This window comes from Roseovarius sp. E0-M6 (assembly GCF_037083845.1).
Classification (GTDB): Bacteria; Pseudomonadota; Alphaproteobacteria; order Rhodobacterales; family Rhodobacteraceae; genus Roseovarius.
Window position 1 is genome coordinate 274,326 of the sequence record NZ_JBAPLA010000003.1, and the last position, 12,655, is coordinate 286,980.

Below are 12,655 nucleotides of genomic sequence, written 5' to 3' on the forward strand. Positions count from 1 at the left end.
CGGCTTTTCGCGTTGATGGGAAGGAAGCAGGCCATATGTTGGCCCCAAGGAACAAAACGAACCAAGGAGACGCAGCATGAGCGAAGACACATACGAACCACCCAAGGTCTGGACATGGGACAAGGAAAACGGAGGCGCCTTCGCTTCGACCAATCGGCCCATCGCGGGACCAACCCATGACAAGGACTTGCCGGTAGGTGAGCACCCCTTTCAGCTTTATTCGCTCGCGACGCCCAACGGTGTGAAGGTGAACGTGATGTTCGAGGAGCTTCTGTCAGCGGGTTTTGATGCCGAGTATGACGCGTGGCTTATCGATATCGGGGAGGGCGATCAGGTTGGCAGCGGCTTTGTCGATATCAATCCCAACTCCAAGATTCCCGCCATGGTGGATCGTAGCGGCCCCGAGCCGGTGCGGGTCTTTGAAAGCGGTTCGATTCTGATGCATCTGGCCGAGAAATTCGGTGCGTTCCTGCCCGCAAGCGGCGCGGCTCGGACCGAGGTTATCAACTGGCTCATGTGGCAGATGGGCAGCGCGCCCTATCTTGGTGGCGGGTTCGGGCATTTCTATGCCTATGCGCCCGAGAAATACGAATATCCGATCAATCGTTTCGCCATGGAGGCCAAGCGTCAGCTTGACGTGCTGGACCGCGAACTGGCCGACAAGGAGTGGATCGCGGGGGATGAGTATTCGATCGCCGACATGGCGATCTGGCCCTGGTATGGCAATCTTGCGCTGGGGCGTGCCTATGGCGAAGCGGCGACGTTCCTGAGCACGCATGAATACGAGAATGTGATGGCCTGGGCCAAGCGGATCGACGCGCGTCCAGCAGTGGCGCGCGGGCGCATGGTCAACCGTTCCTTTGGGGAACCCGAAAAACAGCTGCGTGAACGGCACGCGGCGTCGGATTTTGACACCAAGACCCAAGACAAAATCGGCGGCGACGACTGAACCCGGGCTGCTGTGCGGAGGGCATGGGCAGAATGCGCCTTTCGTCCCGCCGCGCGTTGAGGCATTGTCAGCGCAAAAGGAGTTGCCCATGTCCGACAATGCCCCGCTTCTCGCTGTGCTGATAGATGCCGACAACACGTCGCCCAAATGGACGCAGGCCATCTTTGACGAGATCGCAGGGATGGGAGAGGCGTCGGTCCGACGGTGTTACGGCGATTTCTCTTCTCAGCAGATGAGCGGCTGGAACCGCGTTCAGGCCGAGTTCGGCCTTGTCCCGCATCATTCGCCCGCCAACACCGTGGGTAAGAACGCCAGCGACATCGCGCTTGTCATTGACGCGATGGACCTGATGCATTCGAGCCGTTTCAACGGGTTTGTCCTTGTCTCCTCGGACAGCGATTTCACCCGCCTAGCCAGTCGGTTGCGGGAACAGGGGCTCAATGTTTTCGGGATCGGCGCGCGCAAGACGCCCGAAGCTTTCCGCAAGGCGTGCAAGCGGTTCATCTATCTGGAAAACCTTAGTGGCGCGCCCGAAACCGAAACCAAGGCCGCCGGTAAGAACTTGAACGAAGCCCGTGATCTTCTGTTCAAGGCGATGGACAGTCTCGATCAGGATGGGGACTGGTATGCGCTGGGCCGCCTTGGTCAGCAGGTCACCGCCGCGACCCCCGATTTCGACACGCGCAGCTATGGTCACAAGAAGCTGAGTGACCTCGTTGCGGCGATCAAGGTTCTGGAAACCAAACGCGAGAACAACCAACTGATGGTGCGCCGCAGGGATTAAGGCGCGCGTGACGGGGTCTGTGCCCGTCTTTTGGGTATCGGAAACCAGAAAGAAGCCGTTACCTGTGCAGCTTCTTTCCGGTACTGGCGCGTTTCGCGAAGAACCTGAGACATAGTTCTTCTTGAAGCGCTTTAAACTACCCTGAAAAGCAGTGCCTCTCGGTGGTCCAGATCAGTTCAGAAGCCCTGCGTGTCGCAGGGCGTCATCCACGAGGGATTTCGTCCCGTCGGTAAGCGGCAAGAGCGGCGTGCGCACCTCATCCGAGCAAAGACCAAGACGGGACATTGCGTATTTCGCGCCGCAAAGCCCCGGTTCGGTAAAGATCGCCTGATGTAGCGGCATGAGCCGGTCTTGGATCTCAAGTGCCTCGGCATAGTCGCCGCGCAGGGTTGCCTCCTGCAACTCCGCACAGAGCTTTGGCGCAGCATTCGCCGTGACCGAAATGCAGCCAATACCGCCTTGCGCATTGAAGCCGTGCGCGGTGGCGTCTTCGCCTGAAATCTGCACAAAGTCCTTGCCGCAGGTGATCCGTTGCGCACAGACCCGTGCGAGATCGCCGGTGGCATCCTTGACGCCGATGATGCGCGGCAGCTTTGCCAGCTCACCCATGGTCACGGGTAACATATCAACAACCGAGCGGCCGGGGATATTATAGATCACGATGGGCAGGTCGCAGGCGTCGTGCAATGTCTTGAAATGGGCATAAAGCCCCGCCTGTGTCGGTTTGTTGTAATACGGCGTCACGACGAGCGCGGCATCCGCGCCCACCGATTTCGCATGTTCCATAAAACGCAGAGATTCGGCGGTGTTATTGCTTCCGGCACCGGCAATGACGGGAATGCGCCCTGCCACCGCTTCGACCACCACTCTGACAACCTCTTCGTGCTCTTCATGGCTGAGAGTGGAGCTTTCGCCGGTTGTGCCAACCGGAACGAGCCCATGGCTACCTTGGTCGACATGCCAGTCAACGAGGTGTTTGAGCGTATCAATATCCGGCGCGCCGTTCTTGAACGGCGTGACCAGGGCAGGTAGTGAACCTTTTAGCATGACACGCTCCTTTCATTTGTCATGGCGGGCGGAGGGCCCGGTGGTGGATGCGCCCCGCCCGGCGGGATGCCGCCCATGCCCGAAAGACGGAGAATGGACGCACGCCGAGTGTGCGCATAGGCTGCGCCCGTCTATCATGTGCCGGGCCACAAAATGCAAGCTGTGAAACGAGTGATACTTGGTGTTTTCCTGACCATAGCAGCCCCTGTGGCTGTGCCGGCGCAGGACACCAAGGAGATAAGGCCACGCCCACTTGTCAGCGCATTGGAAGCGATGCGTGCCGGCCGATGGGATCGCGCGTCGGCGCTCGCGGCGCGCGCCGGGCCGGTGGCCGAAACGTTGATCGACTGGCACCGGCTGCGCGCCGGATTGGGCAGCCCGCAGGAGGTTCTGGAATTTCTCGAAGAGCATGGCGATTGGCCGGGGCTTGACCGTCTTCGCGCGAATGCCGAGCCCGCTTTCGAAGAGGCGACTGATGCCGAGGTTCTCACCTTTTTTAGGGGATGGCGCCCGGAGACGGGCGAAGGGGCACTTCGTCTGGCCCACGCTTTGATGGCGGTGGGCCAAACAGGCGAGGCACAGGCCGGATTGGTTCTGGCGTGGCGCACGCTTGATCTGACCACTCAGGAACATGATAAATTCCTTGCTCGCCATGGGGACTTGCTGAAACCGCATCATGGCGCGCGGCTTGACATGGCACAGTGGCGCGGGCTCAAAGATGCCGCGCTCATGCGGCAGCTTGTTCCCGAAGATCAACAGGCGCTGGCCGATCTGCGAGACGCGGTCAAGGCGGGCGAGGATGGTCTTGTGGCGAAACTCGAAGCATTGCCCGAGGCGCTTCGTGCGGATCCGCTTTTGTCGTTCCGGCGGTTTGAGCGGCTGATCGACGGGAACGATTACGAGAATGCAATCGCCTTGATGATAGCGCAAAGCCGAACCGACGTAGGCTTGGGTCTGCCCGAGCGGTGGTCGAACTGGCGGCGCATTCTGACGCGGCGTATGATGCGCGAGGACGAGTACGAGATCGCCTATGAGCTGGCGGCGCTGCACGGGCTGATCGGGGGCGGGGCCTTTGCCGATCTTGAGTGGCTCGCGGGGTATATCGCGCTGAGCCATCTCGACGAGCCTGAGCTGGCGCGGGATCATTTCCAGCGCCTGAGCGCGGCGGTCCGGTCGCCTATCTCGCGCGGGCGGGCAGGTTACTGGGTCGGGCGGGCGCAGGAGGCATTGGGCGATCCGGACGCAGTCCAGGTGGCCTATGAGGAGGCTGCGGAACACGCGACAAGCTTTTATGGCATACTTGCCGCGGAACGGGCCGGAATTGCGCTTCCCGATACGTTGGCCGGGGCCGAGGACTATTCTGACTGGCGTCAGGCCGACTTCGCCAACGGAGATCTCTTCAAGGCCGGCCAACTGGCGCGCGCGGCGGGGCAATCATGGCTGGCCGAACAGTTTTTCACCCATCTGGCCGAGGGTCTGGACCGAAACGGCGTCGGGCAGCTTGGTCAGGCGCTCGCGGATATGGGGGAACCGCATTTGCAGGTGATGGTCGGCAAGCGCGCGGCGCGGGACACGGTTGTCGCCGAGGCGCCCTATTACGCACTGCATCCGATGAAGGACATGGACCTTCCGATCAATATGGAGATGGCGCTGGCCATTGCACGTCGCGAGAGCGAATTTGATCACCTTGTCCGCAGTGGTGCCGGGGCCGAAGGGCTGATGCAGCTCATGCCCGGGACGGGACGAGAGGTAGCCGGTCGCACGGGCACCGAGTATAGCCGGCTCAAGGTGCAGACCGACTGGCGCTACAATGCCGAACTGGGGTCGGCGTATCTTGCACAGATGGCCGAACGGTTCGGCGGAAACGTGGTGCTGGTGTCGGTGGCCTATAACGCGGGGCCGCATCGCGCGGAGCGTTGGATCGAGCAGTTCGGCGATCCGCGTGCCCCGGACGTCGATGTAGTGGACTGGATCGAACAAATCCCGTTCCGTGAGACGCGAAATTATGTGCAGCGTGTGACCGAGAGCCTGCCCGTTTATCGCGCCCGGTTGGGGCACAGGCCACACCCGCAGCCGTTCACCGACGAGTTGAAGGGGGCGAGTCTCACGTCTGGGCTCAAGGGCATCGACTGACCTTGAGGTAACGGCGGGATGTTGCGCAAGCTATCAAGCTGGTCTTCGGGGTCGAAATGTTAACACCTTGGCAGGCAGCCAACGAGATAAGAGGAGGTCTTTGATGATCGTGAGACATTTGGGCGATGTTCTGGGCACGGATGCGCATGTCAAGGGCGAGGCGTTCGAGAGCCGACGGATGCTTTTGGCGCAGGATGGCGTGGGGTACTCGTTGCACGATACTCAGGTGCGCGAGGGAACCGAACAGCGTTTGCATTACAAGAACCACGTTGAAAGCAATTACGTCACCGCCGGCGAAGGAGAGGTGGAGAACCTCGTAACCGGTGAGGTGTTTCCCCTTGGGCCCGGGTCACTTTACGTTCTGGACCGCAACGAGCCGCATCTTTTGCGTGCATTGCGCGGTGATATGCGGATCGTTTGCGTCTTCACTCCCGCACTGACGGGTCGCGAAGTGCATGATGCCGACGGAAGCTATGGCTTGCCTGACGACGTCAGCGAGAGATAGCGCGCGGCGGCAAGGCCGGCACGCCGTCCTGTGGCCAAGCAGGCGGTCAGAAGGTAACCGCCTGTTGGCGCCTCCCAGTCAAGCATCTCGCCCGCAGCGAAAGTGCCGGGGCGGGTGCGAAGCATGAGGTTTTTGTCCAGTGCATCGAAGCGCAGCCCGCCAGCCGTCGATATAGCCTCGTCAAGCGGGCGAGGGCCGTCGTGAGAGATTGGCAGGGCCTTGAGCAGCGGTGCGAGATCATCGGGTAAAGGGCGTGCGCATTCCATCAAAAGCGCGATTTTTGCAGGATCAAGGCGCAGGGTCTTGCGGAGATGGTTGCTGAGGCTCGTCTTGCCGCGAGGCCGCGAAAGACGCTGGCGTATGGTCTCTTCATCGAGATCAGGCAGAAGATCAAGGTTGAGCGGAGCTCCACCGCGCAGCGCAGCAGAGACCGCGTAGATGCCGCCGCCTTCTATGCCATGGCTTGAGATCACGATCTCGCCACGCGATCTGGTGGCCCCAGCAAGGAGGGCCAACCCCTTGATCGGCGTGCCTAAATGGCGGTGCATATGATCGGACCACGCAACACGAAACCCCATGTTGGCTGGCTTGAAGGGCGCAACCTGTTCCGGCAGATAAGCCGCCCATGCCCCGTCTGAGCCGAGCCGTGACCAACTGGCTCCGCCGCAGGCCAGAACCGTCACAGCCGGTTCAACGCACACAATACCCTCGGGCGTGTCAAACCGGCAGGTTGCACCCTCAAAGCCGGTCCAGCGCCAACGGGTAAGGAGCGTCACCCCCTGATCCGCAAGTCGCGCGAGCCAGGCGCGCAGCAGTGGAGACGCCTTCATCGCCTTGGGAAACACGCGCCCGGTGGAGCCGGTAAAGAGCGGCTGACCCAACCCTTCGGCCCATTCCGTCACAGCCTTCGGCCCGAATTCGTCTAGGCTTTGACCAAGGGCATCGCGGGCGCCGCCATAAGCCGCGAGAAAATCTGAAAGAGGTTCTGCCTTGGTCAGGTTCAGTCCGGACTTGCCCGCCATAAGCAGCTTGCGCGCAGGCGAGGGCATGGCTTCGGCCACTGTCACGGCATGACCGGCCTGCGACAGCATATCCGCCGCCATGAGGCCCGCAGGCCCGGCCCCGATGACAAGCGCTTGGGTCATGCGGCGGGGGGCAGCCCCTTGTGATGCACGACGCGCTGCGGGAAGGGTATCTCGATGTCGTGTTCCTTGAGAGCGTTCCATATGGCGAAGAGCACCTGCGGGGTGAAGCGGTTCTTACCGTCATCTATGCCATTGACCCAGAATTCCACCGCGAATTCCACCCCGCTGTCGCCAAAGGCGCGCAACTCGCAATCCGGGCGGTCGGGCTCCTGCAGGACGAAGGGTAATTTGGCCACCGCCTCTTCGATGAGTGCCGGGACAATGTTGATATCCGTGTCGTACGAGACTGAAAACGGCGCCTCATAGCGGTTCGCGCTGCCCTGATCGGAATAGTTGACGACGCGGGTGGTGATGAAATCCTCGTTCGGGACAACGATCCAGCGGCCATCGAAAGTTTCCAGGATCATGGCGCGCGCCGTGGTCTTAACGATGGTTCCGGCCTCGCCATTGTCCAGTTCGACATAGTCACCCACGGTCGCCTGACCTTCCAGAAGCAGGATGACACCCGAGATGAAATTCGAGGCGATCTTTTGCAGACCAAAGCCGAGACCGACGCCAATTGCCCCACCAAGCACCGCGAGGGAGGTGAGCGAAATTCCGAGGATGTTCATCAGCACGAGGAAGGCCGCACCGAAGATCACGATCTCGGCCACCTTGGCGGCCAGTTGGCGGGTGGCCGGGCGCATCTCCTCTTGCGACTGGATATAGCTCGTCGATCTTTCATTGGACCAGCGCCCGAGCCAGAATATGAGACCGCCCGCCACTATTGCCCGCAGCAGCCAGAGAAGGTCGAAGGACATGTTTCCCAGCGGGATCACAGTGGCCTCAAGCCGTTCGGAAACCGGGCCGATGAGCCCCACCGCATAGAGAGCGGCGATAGGGATCAGGACATAATTCCCGAGCAGTTTCAGAAACGGTTCGGTGAAGATGTCACGAACGAGAATACGCACCGCGAGGAACAAGAACACGCGCTTGCCGAAGGCAATCACAGCACCAGACCCGAAGAGCGAACGTGTGACACCTTCGCCCAGCCCGGTAAACACATAGGCAAGAAGCGGCAGTAGCAAGGGCAAGAAGATCAATACGAAATTCCGCAGGCGCGCCACGACGTTGGTCTGATCCGGGGGCGGGGCCAAAAGCCGGGTCAGCGGTCCGCGCAGCCTGCGGCTGATCACCAGAGCCAGAAGATAGGCCGCGAGCAAAAGCGCGAATTGGGTCCAGGCCGCGGGGCTGAGCAGCCACCCCTCGGCCACCTCCCACCCTTGTTTTGCGTAAACTATGGCTTGGCGCACGATCTCCGGCTGGTTTTCCATGCTAAATTCCTTGTCGTTGACCTCACCGCCGGGGAGGCATCGAAACCTGCGCAATTGGCTGCGTTGCGCATTCCGGTTTTCGCGCTGTCGGCGGGTTGAGATAAATCTTTATGTCGGTCTCAAATGTCCTATCTGCCTCTCATGCCCGCAAGATGCCCGGTGATCAAGTGAGCGACGCGCAAAACCCGAATTGTCCCTTGTGCGGGCGGCCCATTACGCCCGAGGCGCGTCAAAGCCTGCACCATCTTGTGCCCAAGCTCAAAGGCGGGAAAGGTGGCCCGGTCGTGCGCCTGCATCAGATTTGCCATAACGAGATCCACGCGACCCTGACCGAAGCCGAGCTTGCGCGGGATTATGACACACCCGAGAAACTCAGGGCGCATCCCCGTTTGGCAAGATTCATACGTTGGGTGGTCAAGCGCCCGCCGGAGTTTCATTCGAAGACGCCGGGGCGGCGACGCGCGCGGTAGATCGGGTCAAGCCGCGTGGCCGTGTCGCGCGTTTTGGCCAAGTGGAGCATCCCAAGACTGTCACCGGCGCGACAGCATTGCGAGACGTATAAGCGTCCGTTCCACAAGCGGCATGTCCGGGGCGGAACGCCCTGCCGAGCGCAAGGTGAGGTCAGTTTCAAAAAGTAGCGACAACGCCTGTTCGAGCCGGACCGCCCCCCAGCCCTGTGCCTGTCTTTGCATGCGGTCACGCCGTGGCCCGAAGACGGGGGGGCGCACCCGCGCGATCCCCTGAGAGGGGCCGCCGGGATCGGAGGCCGCCGCGTAAAGCGTGCGGAAGTGTCGTGTCGCGGCGATGCAAAGGCCCACCGGTTGTACCCCTTGCGCGCGCAGCCGTTTCATCACCGGGCCGATTTCGCCGGTGCGGCCCTCGGCCACGATGTTGAGCACATCGTCAAGCTCGGCCTCGGTGGAGGCGGGGGCGCATTGAGCGATATCTTCTGAGGAAAGCGGTGTGTCGTCGCCAAGCTTATAGAGCGCGACTTTCGTAAGGGTCTGACGAAAGTCCCCCGGATCAAGCGTGCGGGCGAGCGCGGTGAGATCGACCATGGCATCGCCCGAGATGTCGCTGAGGCCGGATTTCTTCAGCTCAGCCTCGATTTCCGAGCGTGAGGGCGGATCGTCGTAGATCGCGGTGGCATAGGCGTTGGGATGGTTTTCGAACGCCTTGCGAATCTTGGACGCGGGTTTGAGTTGTCCGGCGGTGACGACAATCTGAGCGTCGCCCTCGCGCCAGTCATCGAGCGCATTAAGGATGGCCGGGGCGGCGGTGTCTGTTGCGTCCTCGACGAAAGCCACGCGCGGTCCGGGAAAGAAGCCTTGCGCCTTGATGGCATCCAGAAGGGCGGCGGGGGATTTGCGCAGATCCGACGCGGGCAGGCGGGTAAGGCGCATCTCCTCTTCGCCGGCGGGCCCGATCAGGGCAGCAATCACTTCCTGACGGCGGAGCGCCACACGCATCGTATCGGCGCCGTAGATCAACAGGCCGGTGCGGCCCGACTCGGGCCGGGCGAAATAGCCGGGCGCGTCGCGCGGCGACAGCTTCATGAGGCCGGAGGCGTCAGCGCGGCGGTGAGGCGCGTGGTCACATCGTTCGCAAGAACGGTCATCAGCCGGGCCCGGGCGTCACGCTGAGCGGCCTGTGTCGCGACGGTGGTGCCCGAGGCCGAGTAGCCGGTGAAATTGCGCGTCTTGCCCGACGTCACCACCGCGCCCGTGGACAGGTCCCGCAGTGCATAGGTCACATCGCCGATGATATTGTAGCGCGTGTTGACGTTATTGGCCGATATGGCCACCGCATCTTCGCGCAGGGTGATGGCGTAGGACAGGCCATAGCGGTCCTCGGCGGCCCGGCCAAGCCGTTCTTCCATGCTGCGGACGAACAGGAAATCCGCGCGCGTCTTGGGATCGTCGAGGCGCACAGCATCCAGTAGAGCCGCGCCGCCGCCACCCGGCGCATAGACAGGCGAGAATCCACACCCGGCAAGCCCAAAGACGGCGAGGGCAGTAAGCGTGAATTGACGGCGATTATATGACAACATTGACGATCCGTCCGGGGACGACGATGACCTTCTTGGGCGCGGCCCCGTCCATCGCCCTTTGCACAGCTTCCAATGCCAGCGCCGCTTTTTCAACCTCGGACTTCGACATGTCGACCGGCACGCTGATTTCTGCGCGCCGCTTGCCGTTGACCTGAACCGGGAGTGTGACGGTATCAGAGACAAGCATCGCGTCATCGGCAATGGGCCAAGGGGCGGCGGTGATCAGTCCCTCGTGACCCAGCAGGTGCCAAAGCTCTTCGGCAAGATGTGGCGTCATGGGGGCCATCAATTGCGCCAGCGCAGTTGCGGCCTGACGTTTGGCATCAGCGCCTGCGTTGCTCTTGGCGAGTGTGTTGGTGAAGGCATAAAGCTTGGCGATAGCCGCATTGAAACCAAAGCTTTCCACACCTCCCGTGACTTCGTGGATGGTCCTGTGCATCTCGCGCAGAAGGGTCTCATCGGCTTCGGGCGTGCCGGTGCCGGTGTCCTGCACGAGCGCGTCTACAATCCGGTATACGCGGGTCAGGTGCTTGTGCGCCGCCTCGGCGCCCGACGCGGTCCATTCCACGTCGCGCTCGGGCGGGCTGTCGGACAGCACGAACCAGCGCGCGGTGTCCGCGCCGAACGCGCCGATGATGTTCACCGGATCGACCACGTTCTTCTTGGACTTCGACATCTTGGCCGAGGGGATAACTTTAAGTTTTGGGTCCTCTGCACCAACTTGGTCATCAATGTAGTGTACATCCCAGAGGTCTCGCAGCTTAGATGTATCAGAAGGATCAACGCTTCGTTGTAAAACGAAACTACGAAGCAATGCTACCGGCTCTCCTTCATATTCAAAGCGACACACTTCTTCTGGAAAATAGAACTTTGCGCGAGAACCCTTTGCCTCTTCGTTCATCTCCGCGCCCAAATACATCTCGTGCGTGACCATGCCTTGGGTGAAAAGCGCATCGAACGGCTCGCGCGCCTTTTCGGGCAAATGGCCGCAGATATGCATCGCCCGCGCGAAGAAGCGCGAGTAAAGCAGATGCAGGATCGCGTGTTCGATGCCGCCGATATACTGGTCCACGTTCATCCAGTAGGCCGCGTCCTCCATCACCGTGGGGGTGTCGGCACGGGGCGCGGTGAAACGGGCATAGTACCACGAGCTGTCCACGAACGTGTCCATCGTGTCCGTCTCGCGCCGGGCGGGGGCGCCACAGGCGGGGCAGGCGCAGTCGCGCCAGCTTGGGTGGCGATCCAGCGGGTTGCCGGGGATGGAAAAGTCGATCGGGTTGCCATCCTCGTCATAGGGCAGCTCGATGGGCAGGTTTTTCTTTTTCTCGGGCACCACGCCGCAGGCGTCGCAATGCACCACCGGAATGGGACAGCCCCAATAGCGTTGACGACTAAGGCCCCAATCGCGCAGGCGGAACTTGGTGACGCCTTGCCCCACGCCATTTGCCTCACAGAAATCAATCGCGGCGTCGATGGCCGCGAGGCCCGTCTGCTCGGTATCGCCGGCAAACCCGCGCACATAGATAACCGTTTCGGTCTTGGGAGGGACATAAGCCTCGCCGCCATCCTCGGGCAAGGGGAAGCCCTCGTTCTCTGCGGGAGCAAAGGTCGAGATGACGGGCAGGTCGTATTTGCGCGCAAAATCCAAGTCACGCTGATCATGCGCAGGACAGCCGAAGATCGCGCCGGTGCCGTAATCCATCAGGATGAAATTGGCGATGTAGACGGGCAATTCCCACGCATTATCAAACGGATGACGGCAGGTGAGGCCGGTGTCAAAGCCCAGCTTCTCGGCCTTTTCCAGCGCCTCTTCGGTGGTGCCGCCGCGCCGCGCCTCGGCGCAGAATTCGGCCACATCCGCGCGCTCGCGCTCAAGCTGGCGCGCAAGCGGATGATCGGGCGAGATGCCGATGAACGACGCCCCCAGAAGCGTGTCGGGCCGGGTGGTGTAGACTTCGACCCGGTCATGTCCGTCGGGGCCGTCATTCAGGCCGAAGGCGAATTGCAGCCCGCGCGATTTTCCGATCCAGTTCTCCTGCATCGTGCGGACCTTGGCGGGCCAGTCGTCAAGGCTGTCGAGGGCTTCCAGCAATTCTTCGGAAAAATCCGAAATCCGGAAAAACCACTGAGTGAGTTCGCGCCGCTCCACCTCGGCGCCCGAACGCCAGCCGCGGCCGTTCTCGACCTGCTCATTGGCCAGAACGGTCATATCCACCGGGTCCCAGTTGACCACCGCGTTCTTGCGATAGACCAGCCCCTTTTCGAGGAAATCAAGGAAAAGCGCCTGTTGCTGGCCGTAATATTCGGGGTCGCAGGTGGCGAATTCGCGGCTCCAGTCGATGGAGAGACCCAGAGGCTTCATCTGCGCACGCATGTCGGCGATATTGCCGTAGGTCCAGTCCTTGGGGTGGCCGCCCGAGGCCATCGCCGCGTTCTCGGCGGGCATCCCAAAGGCATCCCAGCCCATTGGATGCAGAACACTGTGGCCAGTGGCGATCTTGTGGCGCGCGATCACGTCGCCCATCGTATAGTTGCGCACATGACCCATGTGGATGCGCCCCGACGGATAAGGAAACATCTCGAGGACGTAATATTTCGGCCTGTCGGCGGAACGCGTGGCGCGGAAAAGCCCGGCCTCGTCCCACGCTTTTTGCCACTTCGCTTCGATCTCGGCTGCGGAATAGGCCATTGTCCCTTGCCCTTTCGCTTGGATTCCCGGTGTTGTGAAG

The 12,655-nt window shown here is 61.5% G+C and carries 11 protein-coding genes; 5 read left to right on the plus strand and 6 right to left on the minus strand.

The window, feature by feature from the left end; translation table 11 throughout:
- Positions 1-76: 76 nt before the first annotated feature.
- Positions 77-949 (plus strand): glutathione-dependent disulfide-bond oxidoreductase, encoded by an 873-nt coding sequence (yghU, locus tag V8359_RS11155; RefSeq protein WP_336428940.1) that lies wholly within the window; start codon positions 77-79, stop codon positions 947-949.
- 88 nt (positions 950-1,037) lie between these two features.
- Positions 1,038-1,733, plus strand: a complete 696-nt coding sequence (locus tag V8359_RS11160; protein WP_336428941.1) for an NYN domain-containing protein — start codon at positions 1,038-1,040, stop codon at positions 1,731-1,733.
- Between the two features lie 171 nt (positions 1,734-1,904).
- On the opposite strand, the gene dapA is transcribed toward V8359_RS11160, so the two are convergent.
- Positions 1,905-2,780, minus strand: coding sequence for a 4-hydroxy-tetrahydrodipicolinate synthase (dapA, locus tag V8359_RS11165; protein ID WP_336428942.1), 876 nt, complete (start codon positions 2,778-2,780; stop codon positions 1,905-1,907).
- Positions 2,781-2,933: 153 nt separating this feature from the next.
- On the opposite strand from dapA, the gene V8359_RS11170 reads away from it, so the two are divergent.
- A complete protein-coding gene (locus V8359_RS11170; RefSeq protein ID WP_336428943.1) occupies positions 2,934-4,913 on the plus strand; it encodes a lytic transglycosylase domain-containing protein in 1,980 nt (659 codons plus the stop codon).
- A gap of 103 nt (positions 4,914-5,016) precedes the next feature.
- A complete protein-coding gene (locus tag V8359_RS11175) occupies positions 5,017-5,418 on the plus strand; it encodes an ectoine synthase (RefSeq protein WP_336428944.1) in 402 nt (133 codons plus the stop codon).
- Here the strand turns inward: V8359_RS11175 and V8359_RS11180 are convergent.
- Both V8359_RS11180 and V8359_RS11185 read right to left on the minus strand, forming a co-directional pair.
- Entirely contained in the window at positions 5,385-6,563 is a 1,179-nt protein-coding gene (locus tag V8359_RS11180; RefSeq protein WP_336428946.1) for a TIGR03862 family flavoprotein, read from the minus strand. The two genes, V8359_RS11175 and V8359_RS11180, sit on opposite strands and share 34 nt — an antisense overlap.
- Entirely contained in the window at positions 6,560-7,876 is a 1,317-nt protein-coding gene (locus V8359_RS11185; protein WP_336428947.1) for a mechanosensitive ion channel family protein, read from the minus strand. Before V8359_RS11185 ends, V8359_RS11180 begins: the two co-directional genes overlap by 4 nt.
- A gap of 152 nt (positions 7,877-8,028) precedes the next feature.
- On the opposite strand from V8359_RS11185, the gene V8359_RS11190 reads away from it, so the two are divergent.
- Positions 8,029-8,346, plus strand: a complete 318-nt coding sequence (locus V8359_RS11190) for an HNH endonuclease (RefSeq protein ID WP_442970359.1) — start codon at positions 8,029-8,031, stop codon at positions 8,344-8,346.
- 60 nt (positions 8,347-8,406) lie between these two features.
- On the opposite strand, the gene holA is transcribed toward V8359_RS11190, so the two are convergent.
- Genes holA through leuS form a run of 3 tightly spaced genes read right to left on the minus strand, consistent with a single transcriptional unit; the run spans position 8,407 to position 12,615 of the window.
- Positions 8,407-9,432 (minus strand): DNA polymerase III subunit delta, encoded by a 1,026-nt coding sequence (gene holA, locus V8359_RS11195; protein ID WP_336428949.1) that lies wholly within the window; start codon positions 9,430-9,432, stop codon positions 8,407-8,409.
- Positions 9,429-9,926 (minus strand): LPS assembly lipoprotein LptE, encoded by a 498-nt coding sequence (gene lptE / locus V8359_RS11200; RefSeq protein WP_336428951.1) that lies wholly within the window; start codon positions 9,924-9,926, stop codon positions 9,429-9,431. The genes holA and lptE overlap by 4 nt, the downstream gene beginning before the upstream one ends.
- The gene (gene leuS, locus V8359_RS11205) at positions 9,913-12,615 is read right to left on the minus strand and encodes a leucine--tRNA ligase (protein ID WP_336428952.1); all 2,703 of its coding nucleotides are present in this window, start codon (positions 12,613-12,615) and stop codon (positions 9,913-9,915) included. Before leuS ends, lptE begins: the two co-directional genes overlap by 14 nt.
- Positions 12,616-12,655 lie beyond the last annotated feature (40 nt).